Annotated in this window: 23 protein-coding genes; 10 read left to right on the forward strand and 13 right to left on the reverse strand. The window is 62.2% G+C overall.

Features of this window, described 5'->3' with window-relative positions; genetic code table 11:
• Positions 1 to 2: 2 nt before the first annotated feature.
• Entirely contained in the window at positions 3 to 881 is an 879-nt protein-coding gene (locus tag ABVT36_RS14470; RefSeq protein WP_368457175.1) for a LytR/AlgR family response regulator transcription factor, read from the forward strand.
• 47 nt (positions 882 to 928) lie between these two features.
• Here the strand turns inward: ABVT36_RS14470 and ABVT36_RS14475 are convergent, their stop codons facing one another.
• The 5 genes from ABVT36_RS14475 to ABVT36_RS14495 form a co-directional block, all read right to left on the reverse strand.
• Complete coding sequence (locus ABVT36_RS14475) at positions 929 to 1,741, reverse strand: symmetrical bis(5'-nucleosyl)-tetraphosphatase (protein WP_368457213.1); 813 nt, start codon at positions 1,739 to 1,741, stop codon at positions 929 to 931.
• 165 nt (positions 1,742 to 1,906) lie between these two features.
• Entirely contained in the window at positions 1,907 to 2,704 is a 798-nt protein-coding gene (gene rsmA, locus ABVT36_RS14480) for a 16S rRNA (adenine(1518)-N(6)/adenine(1519)-N(6))-dimethyltransferase RsmA (RefSeq protein ID WP_368457176.1), read from the reverse strand.
• Between the two features lie 210 nt (positions 2,705 to 2,914).
• The gene (pdxA, locus tag ABVT36_RS14485) at positions 2,915 to 3,922 is read right to left on the reverse strand and encodes a 4-hydroxythreonine-4-phosphate dehydrogenase PdxA (RefSeq protein ID WP_368457177.1); all 1,008 of its coding nucleotides are present in this window, start codon (positions 3,920 to 3,922) and stop codon (positions 2,915 to 2,917) included.
• Positions 3,919 to 5,286 carry a peptidylprolyl isomerase gene (locus ABVT36_RS14490; RefSeq protein WP_368457178.1) on the reverse strand — a complete coding sequence of 456 codons (1,368 nt, stop codon included), beginning with the start codon at positions 5,284 to 5,286 and terminating at the stop codon, positions 3,919 to 3,921. Before ABVT36_RS14490 ends, pdxA begins: the two co-directional genes overlap by 4 nt.
• Positions 5,286 to 7,880, reverse strand: a complete 2,595-nt coding sequence (locus ABVT36_RS14495) for an LPS-assembly protein LptD (protein ID WP_368457179.1) — start codon at positions 7,878 to 7,880, stop codon at positions 5,286 to 5,288. The genes ABVT36_RS14490 and ABVT36_RS14495 overlap by 1 nt, the downstream gene beginning before the upstream one ends.
• A 236-nt stretch (positions 7,881 to 8,116) precedes the next feature.
• Here ABVT36_RS14495 and ABVT36_RS14500 point away from each other — a divergent pair, with 236 nt between their 5' ends.
• The 8 genes from ABVT36_RS14500 (at position 8,117) to trpC (ending at position 15,622) form a co-directional block, all read left to right on the forward strand.
• Positions 8,117 to 9,199: an aminoglycoside phosphotransferase family protein gene (locus ABVT36_RS14500; RefSeq protein WP_368457180.1), complete on the forward strand. Its 1,083-nt coding sequence runs from the start codon at positions 8,117 to 8,119 to the stop codon at positions 9,197 to 9,199.
• On the forward strand, positions 9,196 to 9,888 hold the full coding sequence (locus ABVT36_RS14505) for an NDP-sugar synthase (RefSeq protein WP_368457181.1): 693 nt from the start codon (positions 9,196 to 9,198) through the stop codon (positions 9,886 to 9,888). The genes ABVT36_RS14500 and ABVT36_RS14505 overlap by 4 nt, the downstream gene beginning before the upstream one ends.
• 52 nt (positions 9,889 to 9,940) lie before the next feature.
• Positions 9,941 to 10,612 (forward strand): ribulose-phosphate 3-epimerase, encoded by a 672-nt coding sequence (gene rpe / locus ABVT36_RS14510; protein ID WP_368457182.1) that lies wholly within the window; start codon positions 9,941 to 9,943, stop codon positions 10,610 to 10,612.
• 223 nt (positions 10,613 to 10,835) lie between these two features.
• The gene (gene trpE, locus ABVT36_RS14515) at positions 10,836 to 12,329 is read left to right on the forward strand and encodes an anthranilate synthase component I (RefSeq protein ID WP_368457183.1); all 1,494 of its coding nucleotides are present in this window, start codon (positions 10,836 to 10,838) and stop codon (positions 12,327 to 12,329) included.
• Positions 12,326 to 13,189, forward strand: a complete 864-nt coding sequence (locus tag ABVT36_RS14520) for an ion transporter (protein WP_367149779.1) — start codon at positions 12,326 to 12,328, stop codon at positions 13,187 to 13,189. The genes trpE and ABVT36_RS14520 overlap by 4 nt, the downstream gene beginning before the upstream one ends.
• Positions 13,186 to 13,764, forward strand: coding sequence for an aminodeoxychorismate/anthranilate synthase component II (locus ABVT36_RS14525; protein ID WP_367149778.1), 579 nt, complete (start codon positions 13,186 to 13,188; stop codon positions 13,762 to 13,764). Before ABVT36_RS14520 ends, ABVT36_RS14525 begins: the two co-directional genes overlap by 4 nt.
• Positions 13,765 to 13,781: 17 nt before the next feature.
• On the forward strand, positions 13,782 to 14,831 hold the full coding sequence (trpD, locus tag ABVT36_RS14530; RefSeq protein WP_368457184.1) for an anthranilate phosphoribosyltransferase: 1,050 nt from the start codon (positions 13,782 to 13,784) through the stop codon (positions 14,829 to 14,831).
• Positions 14,828 to 15,622 carry an indole-3-glycerol phosphate synthase TrpC gene (gene trpC, locus ABVT36_RS14535; protein WP_368457185.1) on the forward strand — a complete coding sequence of 265 codons (795 nt, stop codon included), beginning with the start codon at positions 14,828 to 14,830 and terminating at the stop codon, positions 15,620 to 15,622. Before trpD ends, trpC begins: the two co-directional genes overlap by 4 nt.
• A gap of 192 nt (positions 15,623 to 15,814) precedes the next feature.
• Here the strand turns inward: trpC and crp are convergent, their stop codons facing one another.
• Positions 15,815 to 16,426, reverse strand: coding sequence for a cAMP-activated global transcriptional regulator CRP (gene crp / locus ABVT36_RS14540; RefSeq protein ID WP_367149821.1), 612 nt, complete (start codon positions 16,424 to 16,426; stop codon positions 15,815 to 15,817).
• Positions 16,427 to 16,759: 333 nt separating this feature from the next.
• Between crp and ABVT36_RS14545 the strand changes: the two genes are divergently transcribed.
• Entirely contained in the window at positions 16,760 to 17,167 is a 408-nt protein-coding gene (locus ABVT36_RS14545; protein ID WP_367149774.1) for an OsmC family protein, read from the forward strand.
• A 50-nt stretch (positions 17,168 to 17,217) separates the two neighbouring features.
• Here ABVT36_RS14545 and coq7 read toward each other — a convergent pair whose 3' ends face one another.
• The 7 genes from coq7 to prmA all read right to left on the reverse strand — a co-directional run bounded on the left by coq7 (position 17,218) and on the right by prmA (position 24,599).
• Positions 17,218 to 17,865: a 2-polyprenyl-3-methyl-6-methoxy-1,4-benzoquinone monooxygenase gene (gene coq7 / locus ABVT36_RS14550; protein WP_368457214.1), complete on the reverse strand. Its 648-nt coding sequence runs from the start codon at positions 17,863 to 17,865 to the stop codon at positions 17,218 to 17,220.
• A 26-nt stretch (positions 17,866 to 17,891) separates the two neighbouring features.
• On the reverse strand, positions 17,892 to 19,187 hold the full coding sequence (purD, locus tag ABVT36_RS14555; RefSeq protein WP_367149773.1) for a phosphoribosylamine--glycine ligase: 1,296 nt from the start codon (positions 19,185 to 19,187) through the stop codon (positions 17,892 to 17,894).
• An 84-nt stretch (positions 19,188 to 19,271) separates the two neighbouring features.
• Positions 19,272 to 20,843 carry a bifunctional phosphoribosylaminoimidazolecarboxamide formyltransferase/IMP cyclohydrolase gene (gene purH, locus ABVT36_RS14560; RefSeq protein ID WP_368457186.1) on the reverse strand — a complete coding sequence of 524 codons (1,572 nt, stop codon included), beginning with the start codon at positions 20,841 to 20,843 and terminating at the stop codon, positions 19,272 to 19,274.
• 161 nt (positions 20,844 to 21,004) lie between these two features.
• On the reverse strand, positions 21,005 to 21,316 hold the full coding sequence (fis, locus tag ABVT36_RS14565) for a DNA-binding transcriptional regulator Fis (protein WP_367149771.1): 312 nt from the start codon (positions 21,314 to 21,316) through the stop codon (positions 21,005 to 21,007).
• Positions 21,313 to 22,311: a tRNA dihydrouridine synthase DusB gene (dusB, locus tag ABVT36_RS14570; RefSeq protein ID WP_367149769.1), complete on the reverse strand. Its 999-nt coding sequence runs from the start codon at positions 22,309 to 22,311 to the stop codon at positions 21,313 to 21,315. Before dusB ends, fis begins: the two co-directional genes overlap by 4 nt.
• Positions 22,312 to 22,526: 215 nt before the next feature.
• On the reverse strand, positions 22,527 to 23,630 hold the full coding sequence (locus ABVT36_RS14575) for a DUF3426 domain-containing protein (protein ID WP_368457187.1): 1,104 nt from the start codon (positions 23,628 to 23,630) through the stop codon (positions 22,527 to 22,529).
• A gap of 87 nt (positions 23,631 to 23,717) precedes the next feature.
• On the reverse strand, positions 23,718 to 24,599 hold the full coding sequence (gene prmA, locus ABVT36_RS14580; protein WP_368457189.1) for a 50S ribosomal protein L11 methyltransferase: 882 nt from the start codon (positions 24,597 to 24,599) through the stop codon (positions 23,718 to 23,720).
• Between the last annotated feature and the right edge of the window lie 68 nt (positions 24,600 to 24,667).

A 24,667-nucleotide genomic window follows, 5' to 3' on the forward strand; every position in this document is an offset into this window, starting at 1 on the left:
CTGTGAAGCCACTGAGAGTCATCGCTGTGGATGATGAGCCCCTGGCGCTGCGCTTGATAAAATCCATGTTGCAGGAACTCCCTTATATGGAGGTGCTGGCAACTTGTCGCAACGGGCGCGAAGCGGTGTCGGCGATCGCTGAATGCACCCCGGATCTGGTATTTCTGGACATCCAAATGCCTGGCATGGGGGGATTCGACGTGGTGCGTGCCCTACAGGCCGATACTATGCCGCTGGTAATTTTTACCACCGCCTACGACCAGTTCGCCCTGGAGGCGTTCGAAATACATGCGGTCGACTATGTGCTGAAGCCACTGGAAGTTGAGCGGTTGCAACTGGCGGTAGACCGGGCCCGTGAACGCCTTCTGGCGCAGGGTCCGGGCGCCGGGCATGGCACCCCTGACAGCCGCGCCGGCACCAAGGCAAGCCTGCTGAATTCCATTGCGCGGGTGGAAGGGGCAGAGGACAGTGAGGGGGGCGGAGGAGACCAGCAGGTTTTGCAGGATACTGCGGCGGCTCCGCGCAAGCTGGCGATCAAGGACCGCAGTCGTATCGTGATGGTGAATCAGGCGGATATCGAGTGGATAGATGCTGCGGGAGACTATATGTGCGTACACGCCGGCGGCGAGACCCATGTGATGCGCAGCACCATGAAGGAATTGCAACAGCAGTTGTGCGCCGATACTTTCAAGCGGGTGCACAGGTCCACACTGGTCAACCTGACTTTTATCGACCATATCAGGGTGCTGAGCAAGGGTGAATATCAGCTGACACTGAGCAGCGGTTCGCAAATAAAAGTCAGCCGCAATTACCGCCAGCCAATCAAGGAGTATCTCGATGAGGCCCGGGGCGCGACCCTGGGGCCTGTTCACACTAATTAATCCGGCAACTTATTGCATAGTCCCACTGGAACGGGCCGGTCTCTGTGTCAGAGACCGCAATCGGTGCAGAAAAACTTTTCATCGCTGAGCCGCATGGCGGTGAGATATCCCCCCCAAACACAGCCGGTATCCAGCGCGTAGACGTTGGGGGTATCGGCGCGCCCCTCCAGGGCGGCCCAGTGGCCAAATAGGATTTTGTCGTTGCGGGTTTTTCGCCGCTTATGGCTGAACCAGGGACGGTAGCCATCGTGCCCTGCGTCGGCACCGCGCTTGGTCACCAGGTCCAGGGTGCCATCCTCTTTGCAGAAGCGCATGCGGGTGAAGTAGTTGGTGATGGAGCGCAGGCGCTCCACACCCACCAGGTGATCGTTCCAGCAGTGGGGTTCGTTGCCATACATACCGTAGAAATAGGCCTTTGCCATGGCGTCGTCGCTCAGGGCCTGATGCACCTCACGGGATAATTCCACCGCTTTGGTGACACTCCACATGGGGGGAATACCCGCATGCACCATGGTGAAGCCTTTTTTGTGCACCACCAGCGGCTGCTTTTGCAGCCAGTGCAACAGTTTGTCCGCGTCCTTGGCCCGCAGGACCTTTGCCAGGTCGCGCTCTTTGTCGGTCAGGGATTTGGCGCCGTGGGCCAGCGCCAGGAGGTGCAGATCGTGATTGCCCAGTACCGCTGTCACCTGGGCGCGGTGTTTGTACAGGAAGCGCAGGGTACTGAGGCTGTCGTGCCCGCGGTGTACCATGTCCCCGGCCAGCCACAACTTGTCCCGGTCAGGCCGGAAGCGCAGCTTCTCCAGCAGGTGCATAAACGGGTCAAAACAACCCTGTATATCTCCAATGGCGTAAGTGGCCAAAATAATTCCCGTATCCTGTTTTGCTTCCCCAGCTGGCTGTTGCAAAAGCCTTTCTTGGCTTTCCTCAACCCGGCCTTGTGGTGTACGTTCGCAAACCCTCCACAACAAATCGTGCAGTTACACGCTTGACCTGCGGCCCCCAGTATCCCGGTTCGGGACAGTTGGCTATTGGTCCAGCGTGGACAGATAGTTTGCCAGTTGTACGAACTCCTGCACGCTCAGTGTCTCGGGGCGGCGCCCGGCGTCCAGAGGCAGTTGTGCCGCGTCCAGGTCCGGGTAGAGCGGCTTGATCGCATTGCGCAGTGTCTTGCGACGCTGTTGAAAGGCCACCTGGACCAGGCGCTGCAACAGGTTTTCGTCCACTGCCGCATAGGGCGGGGTCGGGTGGGGGACCAGTCGCACTATGGCCGAATCCACTTTCGGCGCAGGGCGAAAGGATTGCGGTGGCACCGGGAAAAGCCCCTGCACCTTGCAATGGTACTGCACCATTACCCCGAGACGACCGTAAGCCCGGGTGCCGGGGGCGGCGACCATGCGATCCACCACTTCCTTTTGCAGCATAAAGTGCATGTCCCTGACCGCGCCGCGAAACCCGAGCAGGTGAAACAGCAGTGGCGTGGAGATGTTGTAAGGCAGATTGCCCACCACCCGGATGGGCCCGTCGCCGGCGAGGCTGCCGAAATCAAACTTCAGTGCATCCTGTTCGATAATCCGGAAGTCGGGGTAATCGCGGAATTTGAACTTCAGTATTGGGATCAGGTCGCGGTCCAGTTCCACCGCCGTCAGCCCCGGGCAGTGGTGCAGCAACAGGGCGGTGATGGCGCCCTGTCCCGGTCCTATCTCCACCAGGCGATCCGTTTCCCTGGGGGCTATAGCGCGCACAATGCGCTCGATAATGTTCTCGTCTACCAGAAAATTCTGGCCGAAACGTTTGCGCGCCCTGGGTTGGAAAAAGTTATCCATACAAAACAGCATATGACGGTTGCATTGATGCGCCACCATACACGCTTTGGCGCCCTTTCACACAGAAGAAGTTGTGGGACTTATCAATCCGGCAACTCTATAGGTATCTCAACATAGGTATCTCAATATTAACCCGGCAACTCAATAAACTGCCGGGTTAACAGTAGCCGCCCGCCTGGACCCGGCCTCGAAGCCCTGAGCATAAACGGATCAATGACCGGCCTCACCTTCAGCGCGCAGCTCAGTCAGTTGTATCGCCTGCGCCAGTGCCGCCCTCAGGCTGCCGCAGTCGGCTGAGTTGTGGCCGGCGATACCGAGGGCGGTGCCGTGGTCTACGGAGGTGCGGATAAACGGCAGGCCAAGGGTGATATTGACCGCCTGGCCGAAGCCGTGAAATTTCAATACCGGCAGCCCCTGGTCGTGGTACATGGCCAGCACCGCATCGCAGCGGGCCAGCTGCGGTGGCGTGAACAGCGTATCGGCGGGCAGGGGACCCAGCAGTTGCATACCCAGTGCCCGCAGCCGCGCCAGTACCGGCTCGATGATCTCGATTTCCTCGCGCCCGAGGTGGCCGCTTTCACCGGCGTGCGGGTTGAGCCCACAGACGCCGATCCGCGGTTGCGGGATACCAAATGTCTGCTTCAGGCTGCGATGCAGTATGCCGATCACCCGATCCAGGCGCTCGCTGGTAATTGCTGCGCTGACGTCTTTCAGGGGCAGGTGGGTGGTTGCCAGGGCGACACGCAGGTCCCCGGCGGCCAGCATCATGACCACTCGATTGACGCCGGCGCACTGGGCAAAAAATTCCGTGTGTCCACTGAAGGGGACACCGGCGTCGTTGATGACACCTTTGTGTACCGGGCCGGTCACCAGCGCGTCGAAGGTACGTGTCAGGCAGCCTTCGGCAGCCAGGCGCAGGCTTTCCACCACATAGGCGGCGTTGCCGGGGTTGAGGGTGCCGGCGGTTGCCGGCGCGCGGAGGGACACAGGCAGCAGGTACAGGCAGTCTGCCGGAGTATCTGCCGCCGGGCGTTGGGGATCGAAGGGTATCAGTGTCAGGGGCAGTTGGAGCGCCCTGGCTGTCTGCTCCAGCAGCTGCGGGTCGGCAACGGCGATGAGTTGCGCCGGCTGGGGGTCGCGCAGATGCGCCAGTTTGACCGTGAGTTCGGGACCGATACCCCCGGGTTCGCCGGGGGTCAGGGCTATCCGTGGGATCATTGGGCCGGCTGTGCGCCTCCGTCCGTGGTGTTGTCTGCGTCGGTGTCGTCTCTCAGGTCGGGCAATTTGATATCCACGTACGCCTGGTCGCGGATTTCGCGGCGCCAGTTCTGCAGCTCTTCCTGATAGCGGCGGTTGCGCAGCAGGTTCGCGGCCTGGTTGCGAATATAGCGGTCGGTCATATCCTGCTGGCGACGGCCGTCCACACGCAGAATATGCCAGCCAAACTGGCTGCGGAAAGGCAGGCTGATCTCACCTACCGGGGTATTGTCCATGGCCTGGGTGAATTCGGGTACGAACTGCCCGGGGGTGGACCAGCCGAGGTCGCCGCCGGCCAGCATGGTGCCGATGTCCTCCGAGTATTCACGCGCCAGCTGGTCAAAGTCGGCACCTTTTTCCAGCTGTTGCCGCAGATCGATAAGGAGGTTATAGGCATCGTCATCGGTGCGGATCTCGGAGGTCTTTATCAGGATATGGCGGACCTTGGTCTGTTCCACCATCTGTTCGCTGGCGCCCCGCTGGGCGTGGATCTTCAGCAGGTGAAAGCCGGCGTCACTGCGGAAGGGGCTGGTGACCTCGCCCACCTGGAGGCCTTCCAGGGCATCGGCGAACAGAGTGGGAAGCTCGACTGTTTTGCGCCAGCCCAGGTCGCCCCCGGAGAGGGCATTCTGGCCGGCTGAATTGGCAATGGCCAGGCGGCGGAAGTCGGCGCCGTCTCTGATTTCCTGTGCCAGCTGCTCGGCCTTGGCGCGGGCCCTGGAAACTTCGTCCGCGGGGGCGCTGGAGTTGACCGGAATCAGAATGTGGCCCAACTCGTACTGGGGGGACTTCCAGAACTCGCCCTCCTTGGAACGCAGGAAGTTGTCGACGTCCTGCTCGCTGATCTGGATGCGGCGATTGACGCTGCCCTGCTCCACTTGGCGGATCATCAGCTCCTGGCGGATCTGTTCGCGGAAGGATTTCATCGACATACCGTCGGCGGCAATACGCTGGCGAAACTGCTCCGGGCTGACGCCGGCATTCTGCTGCACCCGGGCGATGGCCTGGTCCAGCTCGTTGTCCGCGACGGTGACACCGGCGCGGGCCGCCATCTGCAGTTGCAGCCGTTCGATAATCAGTTGTTCCAGCACCTGCCGGCGGAGGATTTCTATGGGCGGCGCCTCCACCTGCTGGGCGCTGATCTGCGTCATGATGGTATTCAGGCGCTGTTGCAGCTCGCTGGCCATGACAACGTCGTCGTCGACCACCGCCACCACCGCGTCCAGTTGCTGTACTTGCGCCCAGGCCAGGTTCGCAGCGAGTGCACCGAACGCCAGCAGTGCCAGCAGACCGTTTTTGTAATTGAGTTTGGTCGTTAGTTTCATCACTGTTTCAGTAATTCTCTCTGTGCAAAGTTGGGGATGCCTTGGCTGAGCATACGGGTTACGGTGGTACCCAGTCCCGCCAAGCCCTTGAGCTGAATCTCCAGATAGATACCCTCGTCGAATGTCAGGTCCTCCGGCTGGACCACGTCCGCCAGATTGTTGTCCAGGGTGCGCCGCCAGGCCACACGGGCGCGGTAGCAGCAGCTGTCATATTCGATTCCCGCCAGATACTCCAGTTCCCGGTCGAAGGTGATATCGTAGTTGGCCCTGGCGAGAATGGAGAGGGAGGCGCTGACAGGCAGTACCATGGACGCGTCCACTTGCCGCACCGGGCCGCGGATCAGGTTGTCGTCGAGATCGAACTCCTCCTCCTGGCGCAGGTAGCGGTAGCCGAGGTTGAACAGCCTGAGATCGTCGTCGAGGTAGCGCAGGCTGAAGTTGCCGCGGTTCATCTCTCCCCGATCGTCGTCGTAGATGAGTTCGCTGGCAATCCGCATCGATTCGATGGGGTAGCTCTCCAGGCGGGCGGCAAACTCCGACCGGGGCGCGTCCTCGACGATGCCTCTGAGTGTGGTTTCCCGATCCTGCAGGTAGAAAATCTGCCCGCCGCTGAGGGTGAACAGGTCGCGGCCGCTAGACGGGTCGATGATGCGGCTGGTGAGCCCCAGTGCCACCCGGTCCGCATCGTCGATGCGGTCCTTGCCGGTAAAGCGGCTGTCGCGGAACAGCTGGTCATAGCTGAAAGTGAACAGCGATGTGTCGAACAACAAATCGTTGCCGCCATCGCTGGGACTGGTGCTTACATCGATAAAGTCGCTCTGGTCCGCCCTGGAGCTGCCCAGCGCGAACAGCCGCGGCTCCAGGGTCTGCACATAGTCCCGGCCGAAGGCGGTGGCGTTGCGCTCGAAGAACAGGCCGGTATCCAGTGTGACCTGGCCGGCGGATGCCTCCGGTGAGGAACTCGCGTCGGGGCGCAGGAATTCATTGTCGAGACTGTAAGAGAGATAGCGGAATGCCAGTCCCGGGGTGATATAGCCCCACAGCCACTGCTTGTCCCAGTCCAGTTCGTAGTCGATGCGCATCCGCCGGGCATTGACGAAATTGCGCGTCCGTTCAGTGACACTGTCCGGGTTGCCCACATCGGCGATAAAGCGAATGGTTTCCTCTTCGTCGTGGTCCCAACTGGTGACTTCGTGCTGCAGCGCTAGGGCCAAGTCGCCCCAGCGGTAGTCGCCATCGATATTGAGGCGGGGCAGCTGACTGTAGGTTTCGAAGCGGTCTTTCACCAGCTGTTGGTATTCCTGTGCGCGCAGGGTTGCCTGCCAGTGCTCCCCGGACAGGCCCGCCTGGGCACTCTGACTCAAGGCCGTTTCCGCGGAGACACTCAGGTTGGCGGTGTCCAGGTCGCGAAAATAATCCGGGTCGCTGACTTTGGTGTAATCGATCTTGGTGCGCCAGGGGCCGCCACTGCTGCCCTGCTGCTCGATGTTGGCGAGCCAGCGGTCCTTGCCTTTGGCGGGCAGCACCAGATCCTCCGGGAATCCCTGCCGGATCAGGCTGCGGGCATCCTCATCGTCGCCGCCCTTGTCGTTGGGCAGGCCGGCGGCGCGCACTTCGGTGTTGAACCAGGGGCTCAGGTGGCGCACCTCCACCTCGGCGCCGGACCCGCGGTACTGGATATAGCGCGGCACTATGGTGGCATCCAGTTGCGGCGCTATGTTCCAGTAGTAGGGGATGGCCACATCCCAGCCGTTCTCGTCACTGTTGCTGATGCTGGGGAACAGGAATCCGGACAGGCGCGCATCGCCGACGGGAAAGCGCAGATAGGGGAAATAAAACACCGGTACATCCAGCACCTCCAGGCGCACATCGCGGGCGGTTCCCTGCCGTTCGACATTGTCGATTGCGATTTCGCCCCCTGTCATGCGCCAGAATACGTTGCCCGGTTCGCAGCGAGTATAGTCCCCCTGGGTCAGTATCAGTTCGCCGCTGGCCTCCCGCGTCGCATAGCTGGCACTGCCGTGAACATACTGGTCGTGGATGACGTAGGTGGCATCCTCGATGGCGGCCGCCCTGCTGTCGGTGTGCACTTCGGCGGCGCGACCCCGCACCAGCAGGTTGGGCTCCCGCAGTTCAATGGCGCCGCGCAGATAGGCGGTGCTCTGGGCGCGGTTGACATCCACCTCGTCGGCGAACAGCTGGCGGTAACCCTGGGTGATGCGGACATTGCCGCGCAGTTCCGCAGTGCCGTCCACCAGTGACTGCTGTGAGGTGTCGGCGGTGGCCCGCATGGGGGCGTCCTGCGGCAGCAGAGCCGCATCCGGATAGTCGGCCGGGGGCGCGACGAAAGCGCCGCTGCAGGCCGCCGGCATTGCCGCCCGGCGGGCCGGGGGCAGCTGATCGGCCGGCAGCCAGTCCAGATAGAGGTAGGGGTTGTATTCCTCCACGGAGCCGGCCACGGGGTCTGCCGTCTGCGCCAGTGCCCCCTGGCCCCACAGCGGCTGCGTGGCGAGAAAACCGATAGCGAGTGGGTGCGGTCGGGGGATCTGTCTAATTGCCAGCGCCAGGCGGCGCCACCGGGAAGCTTCCAGCATCAGGTGATATGTTCCGGCTATCTTTAGAGTTTGTTCCGTGGCGAGGCGCGGGCGGGCGGCGCGCGGAAAATCAGCGATTGATTCTACTTCAATGTGGGCATGGTGCACACTACTAACGGGGCTATCAATTTTGTTGGTTTCGCCTGCCGGTGGGGGTGGAAAGAAGAGCTTGTCGCTGGACGGCGGCGGTGCCGCCGCTAAAATGCCAGCCGGGATTTGTGGAGTAGTAGCGGCTCATGAGTGAGCGACTTGAAAGAGATGGGGTCGACCAGCGGCGCAGCGGATTGAGCCGCTGGTGTGCCCGTGCGCTCAAGAGCGGCAACGGCACGCCGCTACAGCCGCTGGCCGGTGACGCGGGTTTCCGCCGTTATTTCCGCACCGGCAGCAGGCCCAGCATGATTGCGGTGGACTCCCCGCCGGAGTTTACCGATCCCCAGCGGTTTGTGGCCGTGGCGGATTATTTGCGCCGCCACGGTATCCACACGCCAATGGTGGCGGCCGCAGACACTGAACAGGGATTTATGCTGTTGGAGGACCTGGGCGACACCCAGCTCTTTGCAAGGCTCGATGGGGACAGTGTTGCCGGACTTTACGGGGAAGTGCTGAACGAGCTGCTGTGCCTGCAGCAGATTCCGGCCCAGGAGGATCTTTTTCCCCTCTATAGCCGCGAGCTGTTATTGAATGAAATGCGCATTCTGCCGGAATGGCTGGCGGAGAACATGCTCGGCTATCGCCTTGAAGCTGCGGACCTGGCCCTGCTGGAAGACACTTTTGCACTGCTGCTGGACAGTGCGGAAGAGCAGCCCCGGGTGCTGGTGCACCGGGACTACCACAGCCGCAACCTGATGCTGCGCGATGGCGAGCGCCCGGGGGTGGTGGACTTTCAGGACGCGGTCTGGGGCCCGGTGACTTACGACCTGGTGTCTCTGTTACGGGACTGTTATGTGCGCTGGCCCCAGGATCGGGTACAACGCTGGGCACTGTGCTACGCCGTCAACGCTGAAGTGGCCGGCATCATGGAAGCCGTGCCGGCGCAGAGGTTTCTGCGCTGGTTCGACTGGATGGGACTGCAGAGGCATATCAAGGTGCTGGGCCTGTTCCCGCGCCTGCACCTGCGCGACGGTAAAGACAGCTATCTGCCCTACCTGCCCCTTGTAATCCGCTATGCGCTGGAGGTGGCGGACCGCTACCCGGAACTGCGGCCCTTCGCCGAATGGTTTCGGTCGCGATTGCTGCCGCTGTTGGAGCATTGTCACTGGTATCGCGACTACCGCAGCGCCGGCGACACCGACAGACAGATATACGGGGTGACCCAATGAGTCAAAGCAAGCAATCCCGGGGCCCCGTCGCTATGGTGTTGGCCGCGGGTATTGGCCGGCGTATGCTGCCGCTGACTGAGCACACCCCCAAGCCATTGTTGGAGGTCAGCGGCAAGCCCCTGATCGAGCACACCCTAGAGCGGCTGGCTGCAGCCGGTGTGCGCCGCCTGGTGATCAATCTGAGTCACCTGGGCGTCCAGATCCGCGAGCACCTGGGGAGTGGCGACCGCTGGGGGCTGTGTATCCGCTATTCGCAGGAGGAAGAACCGCTGGAGACCGCCGGAGGTCTGATACGGGCGCTGCCACTGTTGGGAGAGGAGCCCTTTCTGGTGATAAACGGCGATGTGTGGAGCGATTTCGACCCGGCGGCTTGGCTGGCCCGGCCACTGCCGGACGGGTGTCCCGGCCGGCTTCTTATGGTGCCCAATCCCCCCCATAATCCCGAGGGGGATTTCGGTATCGAAAGGGGGCTGTTGTCCGGTACCGTCAAACCCCGCTATACCTTTGCCGGAATCAGCTGGCTGCGCCCGGAGATACTGCGCGATTATCCCCGGGCCCGCCGCTGTTTTGGCCTCGGTGAGGTTTTCACCTACAACGAAGATCGCCTGCAGGCGGAGTTGTTTGATGGCGACTGGTGTGACGTGGGGACACCGGAGCGTCTGCAGAGACTGGAAGCGCGTCTTACGTGACTCTATAAACAGGCCCTGAGTAAGTTGCCGGGTTAATAATTAGGAGTATTCCATGCCGGACTACAAGATTGCACCGTCGATCCTCTCCGCCGATTTCGCCCGCCTCGGCGAAGAAGTGGAGGCGGTACTGGCCGCTGGGGCCGACTGGGTGCATTTCGATGTGATGGACAATCACTATGTACCCAACCTCACCATAGGTCCCATGGTGTGCAAGGCGCTGCGCAGTCACGGGATAGAAGCGCCGATCGACGTGCACCTGATGGTGGAACCGGTAGACGATTTGATTCGCATGTTTGCCGATGCCGGGGCCACCTACATCACCTTCCATCCGGAGGCGTCGCGCCATGTGGACCGCTCCCTGCAGCTGATCCGCAGTCTCGGCTGCAAGGCCGGGCTGGTGCTGAACCCGGCCACCGGCCTGGACCCGGTCAGGTATGTCACGGACAAGTTGGACATGCTGTTGCTGATGTCTGTGAACCCCGGTTTCGGCGGGCAGAAATTCATCCCCGCCACTCTGTGCAAACTGCGCGAGGCGCGCAAGCTGATCGATGCGTCCGGCCGGCAGATACGCCTGGAGATCGACGGCGGGGTGACCCGGGATAACATCGGCGAGATCGCCGTCGCCGGTGCCGATACGTTTGTGGCCGGCTCGGCTATCTTCAATGCCGAAGAGTACGGCGAGGCTATCGCCGCCATGCGCACACAGCTGCCCCGGGGCGGGTAGGGCCGGGGGCCTTGCCCGCCTGGGGTGGTCTTTGTACACTGGCGCGCTGGAAAAATGAGGCTTTGCCGTGAATCGTTCCGCCCTCCATGTCGACAGTTGGCGATGGTGCCACTGATCCCCTGAAGCCCGCGCTGCCTGTTTTTCGCGCCGGGCCCCTGGTCGAGCGGATGGGATTTGCCGGCTCCGCTCGAGTGAAACTCTCCCGAATATCTTCGGAGTCGCCATGACCCCCAGCGAATACCGCCGGCTCGCTTCGGCCGGATACAACCGCATTCCCCTGTTGCGCCGTGTGCTTGCGGATGTTGAAACGCCGCTGTCCACCTACCTGAAACTGGCCGCGGGTCGCTACAGTTATCTGCTGGAATCGGTGCAAGGGGGGGAGAAGTGGGGGCGCTACTCCATTATCGGCCTGCCGGCGCGCACGCTGCTGCGGGTATACGGGCACCGGATAGAGGTGGAGTGCGATGGGGAGGTGACAGAGCGCTGCGAAGCAGTCGATCCCCTGGCGTTTGTGGAGGAGTTCCAGCGCCGTTACCGGGTACCGGAGTTGCCGGGCCTGCCGCGCTTCAACGGCGGCATGGTGGGCTATTTCGGTTACGACTGTGTGCGCTACATAGAGCCGCGCCTGGCCGTCGGCGCCCCCCCGGACAGTCTCGGCAATCCGGATATCCTGCTGATGGTCAGTGACGAGCTTGTGGTGTTCGACAATCTGGCGGGGGCGGTGATTCTTATCGCTCATGCGGATCCGGCACTGGATGACGCCTATGATCACGCTCTGCAGCGCCTAGACAGTCTCGCGGCCCGCCTGTCGCAGCCGGTGCCGCCGCTGCCGGCACTGGATATGGATGGGCGCGGATTGCAGGAGTCTGCGTTTCGTTCCCACTTTGGCGCCCAGGCGTTCAAGGCGGCCGTGGGGCGGGTGAAGGAGTATATTCTCGCCGGGGACGTCATGCAGGTGGTGCCTTCGCAGCGGCTATCGACGCCGTTCAGTGCGCCGCCGATCAATCTCTATCGGGCGCTGCGCAGTCTCAATCCATCCCCTTACATGTATTTTCTCGACCTGGGGGATCACCAGGTGGTGGGTTCCAGTCCGGAGATTCTGGTGCACCTGGAGGATGGCGATATGACGGTGCGCCCACTGGCCGGCACCCGCCGTCGCGGTGCCAATGCGGAGGAGGATGCCGCATTGGAGCGGGAACTGCTGGCGGACCCCAAGGAGATCGCCGAGCACCTGATGTTGATCGATTTGGGCCGCAACGATGTGGGCCGTGTGGCGGAAACCGGCAGTGTGCGTGTCACCGAGAGGATGGTGGTGGAAAGATACTCCCACGTGATGCACATCACCTCCAATGTGACCGGGAAACTGCAGCGGGGCCTGTCGGCCATAGACGCGCTGCGCGCGGCCCTGCCGGCGGGCACTCTGTCCGGGGCGCCGAAAATCCGCGCTATGGAGATTATCGATGAGCTGGAACCGGAAAAGCGCGGTATCTATGGCGGCGCCGTGGGTTATCTGGCCTGGAATGGCAATATGGATACGGCCATTGCCATCCGCACGGCGGTGATCAAAGGCGGCCAGTTGTACATTCAGGCCGGAGCCGGGCTGGTGGCGGATTCAGATCCCCAGGCGGAGTGGGATGAAACCATGAACAAGGCGCGCGCCCTGTTCCGCGCCGCCGCCATGGCCGGCGGCAATGGGGATGGAGAGCCGGTGTCATGAGCGAGGCGAGTGTCCCCCAGGGGGCGAGTCTGGTGGACCAGTGCCGGCGCATCGTCGCCGCGCCCCTGTTCAACCACTTGATTATCGGTTTGATCCTGCTCAACGGCGTGGTGGTGGGGCTGGAAACCTCCGCGTGGATGAGCGCCCGGTTCGGCCCGCTACTGCAGGGCATCAACCAGTTCATTCTGGCCGCTTTTATCGCCGAGGCGATCTGCAAGATACTGGCCCATGGCAGCCGGCCCTGGCGCTACTTTGCCAGCGGCTGGAACTGCTTCGATTTCACAATCATCGCGCTCAGCCTGATCCCCGCGGCGGGACCGCTGGCGACATTGGCGCGCCTGGTGCGGGTGCTGCGGGTACTGCGCCTGGTGTCGGCGTTTCCGGAGCTGAGGCTGCTGGTGGATACGCTGTTGCGCAGCCTGCCCAGCATGTTTCACATAGCGCTGTTGATGGGGCTGATTTTTTATATCTACGGTGTGGCCGGTTATTTTCTGTTCCACGAGGTGGATCCGACCCACTGGCGCAACCTGCCCATCGCACTGCTCAGCCTGTTCCGCATCGTCACTTTTGAGGACTGGACCGACATCATGTATGTGGCCATGGAGTCCATGCCCTGGGCCTGGCTCTACTTTGTCAGCTTTGTAGTGATGGGGGCCTTCGTGATGATCAACCTGTTTATCGGGGTGGTACTGAACAATCTGGAGGAAGCCAAGCTGAGGCGCCTGGATGAGTTGCAATTGCCCCCGAGTCAGACTGAAATTGTACGGGAGCTGCGCTCCACTCAGGAGGCGCTGGCGCGGTTGCAGAGGCGTATGGAAAATAACTTTCCGGCATCAAGGGGCGAGGGCAGCGGGCGATGATTTTGATGATCGACAACTATGATTCCTTCACCTTCAACGTGGTGCAGTATCTGGCCGAGTTGGGGGCGGAAGTGGTGGTAAAGCGCAACGACCAGATAGGAGTGGAGGATATCGACCGCCTGGCACCGGAGAAAATTGTGATCTCGCCCGGTCCCTGCACCCCTAACGAGGCGGGCATTTCCATGCAAACCATCCGCCACTGTGCCGGCCGGGTGCCGATTCTGGGCATCTGCCTCGGTCTGCAGAGTATCGGCCAGGTGTTCGGCGGACAGGTGGTGCGCGCGCGCAAGGTGATGCATGGCAAAACCTCCCCCATTGTGCACAACAACCTCGGTGTGTTTCACAACCTGTCGAACCCCTTCGAGGCCACCCGCTACCACTCGCTGGTGGTGGACAAGGACAGTCTGCCCGACTGCCTGGAGGTCACTGCCTGGACCGAGACTGAGGCGGGGGAGATCGACGAAATCATGGGTCTGCGCCACCGCGAACTGTCGGTGGAGGGGGTGCAGTTTCACCCCGAGTCCATCCTGACTCAACACGGCCACGATATGCTGAAAAATTTTCTGCAAGCCTAGAGCTGCTGGGGGATCACATGAATATTCAGGAGGCGATTGCCGCGCTGGTGGACAACAGGCATCTGCAGCGTGCGCAAATGCGCGATGTCATGGGCCAGGTAATGCGCGGCGAGGCGGAGGATGCGCAGATCGGCGGGCTGCTGGTGGCGCTGCGCGCGCGCGGCGAGACGGTGGACGAGATCGCCGGAGCGGTGGAAGTGATGCGCGCGCTGGTCCGGCCGGTGCAGGTGGATCTCACCAACGCTGTGGACATAGTGGGCACCGGTGGTGACGGCGCAAACCTGTTCAATGTGTCCACTGCGGCCAGTTTTGTCGCTGCCGCCGCCGGTGCCCGGGTGGCGAAACACGGCAACCGTTCCGTCTCCTCCAGCAGTGGCGCCGCGGACCTGCTGGAGCGGGCGGGGGTCTTTCTGGAGCTGACCCCGGACCAGCTGGGCCGCTGTATCGAAACCCTCGGCGTGGGCTTTATGTTCGCGCCCAGTCACCACAGCGCCATGCGCTATGCCATAGGCCCGCGCAGGGCCCTCGGGATGCGCACCATTTTCAACCTGCTCGGCCCCCTGACCAACCCGGCTGGCGTCAAGCGCCAGGTGATCGGGGTCTACGACCGCGCCCACTGCCGGATGCTGGCGGAAGTGCTGCGCACCCTCGGCTCGGAGCATGTGCTGGTGATGCACAGCGACGACGGTCTCGACGAAGCCAGCATAGCGGCGGATACCTTCGCCGTGGAACTGAGGGACGGCGAACTGCGCGAGTTGCAGATTCGACCGGAAGAGTTCGGTCTTCAGCGGCGCTCCCTGGAGGGGCTGTCGGTTTCCGGTGCCGGTGCGTCCCTGGCGCTGATCGGCGATGCCCTGGGCAAGCAGACCACCCAGGCGGCGGCCAAGGCGGCCGATATGATCGCCCTCAACGCGGGTTTGGCCATCTATGCGAGCGGTGTCGCCGGGACCCCGAAGCAGGGGGTTGCCATGGCCCAGGACGCCATTGCCGGCGGCCTCGCCGGGGAGAAAATCAGGGATCTGGCGGCGTTTACCAGTGCTTTCCGTCCGCGGGAGGAGCAGGCGTGAGTACTCCCACTATTTTGACCGAGGTGGTAGAGCGCAAATGGCAGGAGGTGGCGGAGCGTATTCGCAGTTGCCCGCTCCCGGAGATCCGCGCCCGCGCACTGGACCAACCGCCCACGCGCGGGTTCGTGCAGGCGATAGAAGCCAGGCTGGCGGCGGGCCAGGCGGCGGTAATCGCGGAGATCAAGAAAGCCTCCCCCAGCAGGGGCGTGATTCGCGAGAACTTCATTCCCGCCGAGATAGCCACCAGTTATGAACGGGGTGGCGCGGCCTGTCTGTCGGTGTTGACGGACGTGGATTTCTTTCAGGGCGCCGATGCCTATCTGCAGCAGGCACGCGCCGCGGTGCGGCTGCCGGTGTTGCGCAAGGACTTCACTGTGGACCCCTTCCAGGTGTATGAAGCCCGGGCCATTGGTGCCGACTGTATTCTGCTGATCGCCGCCTGCCTGGAGGATGCACAGATGCAGGACCTCAACGGGCTGGCTGCGGAGCTGGGCCTGGATGTCCTGCTGGAAGTGCACGACCGTGTGGAACTGGAGCGGGCTCTGGCCGTGCCCAACCGGTTGATCGGTATCAACAACCGCAACCTGCACACCTTCAGTGTCCAGCTGGAGACCACTTTTCAGCTGTTGGATCTGATTCCCGCGGACCGTATCGTGGTCACCGAGAGCGGTATCCACACCACCGACGATGTGGCGGCCATGCGCGGTCACGATGTGAACGCTTTTCTAGTGGGTGAGGCTTTTATGCGCGAAGAGGAGCCGGGGCGCAAGCTGATGGAGATGTTTAACTAGTGTCTGTTAACAGGGCCTAGGGAAAAACCTTTCCCGGCTTTTCTCAGCAAGGGTTTGCGGCCCATGTCCGCAAACCTCGACGCCAAATCAAATGGTTATGCACTTAATTTGCGAGTTTGGTGGTCGCTTTACGCCCCTAAGCGGATAGTGCAGAGGCTCAGTCGCGCGCTTCGCCTCTGGGTCAGGCCGGCATCAGCGGGTGCCGTAGACCACCATCGTCTTGCCTTTGACCGATACCAGCCCCTGTTCTTCCAGGGTTTTCAGTACCCTGCCCACCATTTCCCGCGAGCAGCCGACGATGCGGCCGATTTCCTGGCGGGTGATTTTAATCTGCATACCCTCCGGGTGGGTCATGGCATCCGGCTCGTTGCACAGATCCAGCAGGGTGCGGGCGACCCGGCCGGTGACGTCCAGGAAGGCGAGATCCCCCACCTTGCGCGTGGTGTTGCGCAACCGGCTGGCCATCTGCGTGGCCAGAGCAAATAGGAACTCGGGGTTCTGCCGCGTCAGCTCCTGGAACTTGGCGTAGGAAATCTCCGCCACTTCGCACTCTGTCTTGGTGCGCACCCAGGCGCTGCGGGTGTCCTGGTCGAAGAGTCCCATTTCGCCAAAGAAATTGCCGTCATTCAGGTAGGCGACAATCATTTCCCGCCCCTCGTCGTCTTCGATCAGAACCGCCACCGAGCCGCGCAAGATAAAATAGAGTGACTCACAGCGGTCACCGGCGTAGATGATGGTGCTTTTGGCCGGGTAGCGGCGCCGGTGGCAATGGGCGAGAAAGTCTTCAATGTTCCCCACAGACATGAATTCTTCAATAGCAACCGTCACGGACCTACTCCTTTTTTTTAGTTGTGTGCCTCGCACAGAGAGACGTGGCAGCAAGTTGGGATTATGGCGCTAATTCCCCGTCGCCAAAAGTGGCCCAGGGCAGGAAAGGTGTGCAATGTGACCTGTGACACCGTGATTTTGCCAACGTTCGGAATAACTTTTGTGTTGTCGACGGCTATTTCGTTGTCCGCTGGCCCCGTTTGACCAAACTGGCCCGCTCAGGCTCTTCGCTACGAGGCGTTGCCGCCTCGGATAGGGGAGTGCGGATATGCTAAGCTCCGCGTCCTTGTTATGAGCGGGAGTTAGCGGATGCAGGCCAAGGTAAGCTGGGTTGATGGGGTAACATTTATAGGCGAGGCCGGCAGCGGCAATTCTGTGGTCATGGAAGGTGGACAGAAAAACAACGGCATCCGCCCCATGGAAATGCTGTTGCTGGGGGTGGGTGGCTGCGCCTCCTACGATGTAGTGAACATTTTACAGAAGGCTCGCCAGGAGATTTTTTCCTGCCATTGCGAACTCAGCGCCCAGCGCCCCGATGCGGTACCGGCCCCTTTCGAGCGGATTGAAATGGAGTTCGTGGTGCGTGGCCGCAATGTCAAGGAGGCCCAGGTGGCCCGGGCGGTAGAGCTGTCGGCGGAGAAATACTGCTCCGCCTCCATCATGCTGAAAAACGCCGGAGTGGAAATGGTGCACCGCTTCCGCATCGAGGAGGTTTGACCCTCCAGCGACAGTGGGGCAATCCGCGCAGGGGGCGCTTGCCGGCGGGGCTAAAGGCGGTAGCTGGCCGAGGTCATTACCTTGGACACCAGTGTCATCAGGCCCTTGAGTGGCCGCGGAAACTCTGTCCCTCCAGCCGCCAGCGCCGCGTGCTGGTGGGCTTCTTCGTCCACCAGCATCTGCTCCACCACGGCGCGGCTGCGGCGGTCCTGGGCCGGCAGGCGCTGCAGGTGGCTTTGCAGGTGGTCACAGACTCTCTCTTCGGTGGCCGCGACAAAGCCGAGACTCACCCGGTCGCCTATTTTGCCGGCGGCGGCCCCGAGACCGAACGACAGGCCATACCAGAGAGGGTTGAGCAGGCTGGGGCGGCTGTCCAGTTCCCGCAGGCGCTGTTCGCACCAGGCCAGGTGGTCGATTTCCTCATCCGCAGCCTCTTCCATTTCACCGCGCACCTCCGCCAGCTGTGCGGTCAGCGCCTGGCCCTGGTAGAGTGCCTGGGCACAGACCTCACCGCTGTGATTGACCCGCATCAGCCCCGCCGCATGGCGGCGCTCGGCCTCGCTCAAATCCGCTTCATCCTCGCCCCTGGCCGGGGAGGGCCGGGTGTGAGTGGGCGCGCCCGGGCTCAGGGTGCGCAGGGCGCGATCCGCCTGGATCAGCAGCCGGTCCAAGCCGGAAAGTTTTCGTCCGCCACCCATGTTGTCGCTGCTCTCCCGGGCCATTGTCAGTCCACCAGTTGCTGTTCCCGCGCCACGGCGCGGCTGCCGATATCCTTGCGGTAGAAGGCACCCTCCCAGTGTATCGCCCTGGCCGCCGTATAGGCATTCGCCTGGGCATCGGCCACGGTTTCCCCCAGGGCGGTGGCGCATAGCACGCGGCCGCCGCTGGTTACCACGCGCTCCCCATCCAGGGCGGTACCAGCGTGGAATACTTTGGCGGTGTCGCTGTCGGCCCGCTCCAGGCCGGAGATGGCATCGCCCTTGCGATAGCTGCCAGGGTAGCCGTTGGCGGCAAGTACCACCCCAAGCGCCGGGCGGGGATCCCATTCCGCCACCACCTGGTGCAGGCGTTTCTCCAGCGCCGCCTGGCACAGTTCCACCAGGTCGGATTTGAGACGCATCATGATGGGCTGCGTCTCGGGGTCGCCAAACCGGCAATTGTATTCTATGACTCTGGGCGCGCCCTCGGCATCGATCATCAGGCCGGCGTAGAGGAAGCCGGTGTAGGGGATGCCATCGGCAGCGAGCCCCTTGACGGTGGGCTCGATCACTTCCCGCATAATACGCCCATAGACATCGTCGGTTACAACCGGCGCCGGCGAGTAGGCCCCCATGCCGCCGGTGTTGGGCCCGGTGTCGCCGTCACCGGCCCGCTTGTGGTCCTGGCTGGTGGCCATGGGCAGGATATGCTCACCGTCCACCATCACGATAAAGCTGGCCTCTTCACCGGTCAGGTATTCCTCGATCACCACCCGGCAACCCGCCTCGCCGAAGGCGTTGCCGGACAGCATGTCGCGCACCGCCAGTTCGGCCTGTTCGACGGTCTCCGCCACAATCACGCCTTTGCCCGCCGCGAGTCCGTCGGCTTTCACCACTATCGGCGCTCCCTGGGCGCGTATGTACGCCAGTGCCGGCTCCAGGGTGGTGAAGTCGCGATAGGCGGCGGTGGGGATCTGGTAGCGCCGGAGGAAATCCTTGGTAAATGCTTTGGAGCCCTCCAGTTGGGCGGCGCTTTTGCCGGGCCCAAAGATAGCCAGTCCCCGGCTGTTGAAAAAGTCGACGATCCCGTTCACCAGCGGTGCTTCCGGGCCCACGATGGTCATTTCAACGCCATTGGATTCGGCGAACTCCGCCAGTGCAGTAAAGTTGTCAACGCCGATGGCGACGTTCTGGAGTTTGGCTTCGCGCGCGGTGCCGGCATTGCCCGGCGCCACAAACACAGTATCGACAGCGGGATTCTGGGCCACTTTCCAGGCCAGTGTATGCTCGCGGCCACCTGCGCCAATAACCAGTATGTTCATGTGGGGTCCCCCTGTATCGGCCGGTTGGTATCCAATCTGGTGCGGTATTTTAGCCCGGATTTGTTGCGGGCAAGCAAAAGCCGATCAGTGACGGAAATGGCGCATGCCGGTGAAGACCATCACCATGTCGTGTTCGTTCGCGGCGGCGATGACTTCATCGTCGCGGATTGAGCCGCCTGGCTGAATCACGCTGCGAATACCCACTTCGGCGGCGTTGTCGATACCGTCCCGGAACGGAAAGAAGGCGTCCGAGGCCATGGCCGAGCCGGCCACCTCCAGGCCCGCATGCGCCGCCTTGATGGCGGCGATACGAGCGGAGTTTACGCGGCTCATCTGGCCTGCGCCTATCCCGATGGTGTGCCCGCTGCGCCCGTAGACAATCGCATTGGACTTGACGAATTTGGCCACCTTCCAGGTGAACAGCAAATCGCAGAACTCTTCCTCTGTGGGTTGTCGCCGGGACACCACCTGCAGGTCCGCGGCGGTGATGATGCCGTCGTCGCGATCCTGGACCAGCAGGCCGCCGTTGACCCGCTTGTAGTCAAGGGCTGGTACAGGCTCCGGATTCCACTGGCCGCACGCCAACAGGCGCACATTTTTTTTCTCCGCCAGCGCGGCCCTGGCCTGCTCGGATACGGCGGGGGCTATGATCACCTCCACAAACTGGCGCTCGACGATGGTTTTGGCGGTATCTCCGTCCAGTGTGCGGTTAAAGGAGATAATGCCGCCAAAGGCGGATTCGCTGTCGGTTGCGAATGCCAACTCGTAGGCTTTGCCGATGTCTTCGGCGATGGCGACGCCACAGGGGTTGGCGTGCTTGACGATGACGCAGGCGGGCTCGCTGAAGCTTTTTACACACTCCAGCGCCGCATCGGTGTCGGCGATATTGTTGTAGGACAGGGCCTTGCCCTGCAGCTGGACAGCGGTGGCGACACTGGCCTCGGCGGGCGTCGCCTCGGTGTAGAAAGCGGATTGCTGGTGGGGGTTCTCGCCGTAGCGCAGATCCAGTTTCTTGATGAACTGGCTGTTGTAAGTCCGCGGAAAGCGCTGTTTAGCACCGTCCTGGATAGTGCCCAAGTAGTTGGCAATGGCGCCGTCGTAGGCGGCGGTATGTTCAAATGCCTTGACCGCCAGGTTGAAGCGGCTCGCCTGGCTGAGGGTGCCATCACCGGCGAGCATTTCCTCGATAACACCGTCATAGTCGGAGGTGTTCACTACGATGGCCACGTCGCGATGGTTTTTCGCCGCTGCGCGCACCATGGTGGGGCCGCCGATGTCGATGTTTTCAATGGCGTCCGCCAGCGGGCAGTCCGGTTTGGCCACTGTCTGTGCGAAGGGGTAAAGGTTGACCACCACCATGTCGATGGGGCTGATACGGTGTTCTGCCATGACGCTGTCATCGGTGCCCCGGCGGCCGAGGATACCGCCGTGTATCGTCGGGTGCAGAGTCTTGACCCGGCCGTCCATCATTTCGGGGAAACCGGTGTGATCGGAGACTTCAACCACCGGGATACCGGCTTCTTGCAGTTGGCGGTGGGTGCCGCCAGTGGAGAGAATCTCCACGCCCATCGCCGCCAACTGGCGGGCAAATTGCACAATGCCACTCTTGTCCGAAACGCTGATCAATGCACGGCGAATCGTCACCTTGTCTGTCATAGCAATTGGTCCATCTGGTTTTTTGGCGGAAGCCGGTTCACCCTCATGCGGTGGCAGGAGTGACCCGAAATGGTGATATTTGTGCCGGTAAACGGCGAGGGGGGATGAGTTTTCCCATCCCCCCTCGCCGTTTACCCGGCCTTGGCAGGCGCGAGCGCGCTTTACAGAAGTCCGTAGCGCTTCAGTTTCTTGCGCAGGGTACCGCGGTTGAGCCCCAGCAGGGTGGCCGCGCGGGTCTGGTTGTGGCGGGTGTACTTCATTACCACTTCCAGCATCGGCGCTTCGATCTCTGACAGTACCATATCGTAAACATCGGTCACCATCTGGCCATCCAGGTGACGGAAATAGTTTTCCATCGCCTGCTCAACCGCGTCGCGCAGCGACTGCTGCTGCGGGCGTTGCAGTTGAGTCTGTCCCCCCGGGGATGTCTCGTCAGAACCGCTGGTATCCGAAATAAATGCTTCGTTGTTCATGCCGCATGTGCCCCTCTAGTTATTCGGCGTTCAAACCACTGCTGAACGCTGGCATGTTGTGCTTCTGCGTCTTCCAATTGGAGAAAGTAGCTGCGAAAAGACTCGCTCCCCACGAGTGTCTTCAGGTACCAGCTCACGTGCTTGCGAGCGATACGGACCCCTGCCACACCACCGTAGAAACGGTGCAGTTCGCCCAAGTGGGCGACCACTGTATCCCTGATCTCTTCCACTGAGGGTTCCGGCAGTCGTTCCCCGGTGGCGAGATAGTGTGCCATCTGCCGAAAAATCCACGGTCGTCCCTGGGCCGCGCGGCCCACCATGACCGCTGCGGCGCCGGTGTAATCGAGCACCTCGCGGGCCCTTTCCACACCGGTGATGTCGCCATTGGCGAAAACCGGGATCTTCACCCTGGATACAATTTCGGCAATGGTATCGAATTCGGCCTGCCCCCGGTAGCCGCAGGCGCGGGTGCGGCCGTGTACGGCGAGGGCGGATACGCCAATGTCCTCCGCCAGCCGGGCCACAGTGACGCCGTTGCGGGACTCGGGGCACCAGCCGGTGCGTATCTTCAGGGTTACCGGTACCGATACGGACTGCACTACGGTCTGCAGAATATCCGCCACCAGTCCCTCGTCCCGCAGCAGTGCGGACCCCGCCGCTTTGCGGCACACTTTCTTGGCCGGGCAGCCCATATTGATATCGATAATCTGAGCACCGCGACGCACATTCTCCCGGGCAGCCTGCGCCATCATCTCCGGGTCTGCTCCGGCTATCTGCACCGACACAGGTTCGGCTTCACCGCTGTGTTCGAGCCGCAGCCGGGATTTTCGGCTGTCCCAGAGTCGCGTGTCCGATGTCACCATTTCCGACACCACCAGTCCCGCACCCATATTCCGGCACAACTGGCGAAAAGGGCGGTCGGTGACCCCCGCCATTGGCGCCAGGATTACCGGACTGCCGATAACATAGGGGCCTATGGCGATTTTCTGGGACACTCAGGCTCCGCAAAATATGGCTTCTGGGGCCATTTTGAGACCCTCGCTGGACCCGGGGTCCGGGAACTAGCCGCCTATGATAGCGGTTGCATCGGTATTGGAAAAGCGAAAAAGCGTTCAATTTGGTCACCTGTTGTGCGTTTAGCTTGTGCTTTGCACAGTTCTTATGGAGTGACAGGCCCTTTTTTCCGCCAGCTTCAAACCGGGACTGAGGGTCAGGGTGCGATCGCTAGCTCGTAGTTCACCGCCGCCAGGCCGGGGTCGACGATCTCAATGGCGATATGTACCGGATTCCCGCTTGGCATCTGCTTGCGGCCGGCCAGCTCCCCCTGGAGGTAGTCTGTGGGGGCAAAGCGGCGGCTCGCCACCGCCCTATTCTGCAGGTCGCTGAAGGTCAGCAGCAGATTGGGAAAAGGCTGGGAAAATTCTGCCGTGTTCAACAGTACGGCGTCCACCACCAGAGCACCTTTTAGCTGGGGGTGGCTCCGCACCACCAGATTTGCGGTGCGGATGGCATCGGTATCTGCCAGTATGGGTAGTGTACAGCCCAGCTGGGGGCATGCCAGAGCATAGAGGTCGCGCCAGGGTTGCCGTTTGCTCAGGCTGTCGAAGCGGAAATAGGCGGTTTGTGCCAACAGGCCGCCAACCAGAAGGGCCATCAGCAAGGTCCACAGCCATCCGGGTATCCGTTGGTCCCGGCGGGGCCGCCAGGTCATTTCCAGCGGCGCCGGTTCAATGGCGGAGAGCAGCCGCTGTCGGTCCGGCGGTGCCGACAGCGGTTCCTTCTCGGGGCGGAAGCTGCGCTGCCTGCGGCGGTCATCCAGGGATTGCTCCACCTGGCTGGGTATTCCATCCCCATCCCGGGGCGGGCTCCTATCCAGGGTTGGGGCCAGTATTTCCCCGCTTTGGGGGTCCGGGTCCCAGTCCGGCGCCAGCTCGCCGCTGTCAAACTCCGCCTGCCCGCTGTCTTCGATCACTGTGGTGGGGTCGGTCTGGGTCTGCCAGTCGCTGTCCGCGAATGCTTCGTCGATGACAGGGCCCTGCCCGGGCCCGGAGGCCTCTGCCGCAAGGGGTTTGGATGGCTCTGTGTCCAGGTCCCCATCCAGATCGATATTGTCGTGGATCAGGAAGTCGTCATCTTCCAGCAGTGCTTCCAGGTTGCGGTCGGCGTCGTTGTCACCGAACACAATGTTTTCGTCCGCGCGGAAAACCTGCAGGCAGGAGCCACAGCGCACGGCACCGCGGGCGGCGCGCAGCTGCGCCTCGCTAACGTGGAAGGAGGTGCTGCAATGGGGGCAGCGGGTTACCAGTTGCGACATACTGCTTTGGCGGAAATTAATCGGCGGTCAAGTGTAGGCGTCTTGCGGCGTCCCAGGCAAGGGTTGCGGAGCCCAACTGAGTAATTGCTAACACACTCGCGAGCCGCTGATGCGCACCCACTCCTCCCGCTGTCCATCTTCATCGAACTCAATCCAGGGTGCATAGGCCGCTTTCACCTGCCGGGACTGTGACGCCAGTATTCCCGACAGGCACAGGCGACCGCCGATGCGTGTCAGTTCAACCAGGCGCGGCGCCAGCTGCACCAGCGGGGCTGCGAGAATATTGGCCAGCAGCAGGTCCGCACTCTCCTGGGGCATCTGCTCCGGCAGATAGACCGGAAAGCGCTCGGGGGCTATGCCGTTGCGCCTGGCATTATCGCGGCTGGCTGTCAGGGCCTGGGGGTCGATATCGATCCCCAGGGCGCTTTCGGCACCCAGCAGCAGGGCGCCGATACCCAAAATGCCGGAGCCGCAGCCGAAGTCTATCAGGCGCCGGCCCTGCAGCGGCTCCAAGGACAGCCATTGCAGGCACAGGAAAGTGGTGGGGTGGGTGCCAGTGCCAAAAGCGAGACCCGGGTCCAGCAGCAGATTGACCGCCTGGGGCTGCGGCGGTTCGCACCAGCTGGGGCAGATCCACAGCTGGTCGCTGCACTGGATGGGCTTGTAGTGGGACATCCACTCGCGCTCCCAGTCTTTGTCTTCCAGTTGCTCCCAGCGGGCGTTGGGAAGTGGTTCGCACAGAAATGCGGCGCATTTCGCCTCGGTGACCCCGGTGTCCACACCGGCATCGAACAGGCCGGTTACGCGGGTCTGGTCCCAGAGGGGCACTTCTCCCAGGCCGGGCTCGAGAATGGGTTGGTCGGCATTGTCCTGCAGGGTGACGGATACGGCACCGGCAAACAGCAGCGCCTCTTCGATTGTTTTCGCGCGGATACGGTCGGTATCCACGCGGAGCTGTAGCCAGGGCATAGGGATTCCGCGGTTATTGCGCCCGAAATAAGGGTTGCCGGTCGCGCCCGTCCCTGTGGCGACCGGAG

This window comes from Microbulbifer sp. TYP-18 (assembly GCF_040932045.1).
In the GTDB taxonomy this organism is placed as follows: Bacteria; Pseudomonadota; Gammaproteobacteria; order Pseudomonadales; family Cellvibrionaceae; genus Microbulbifer.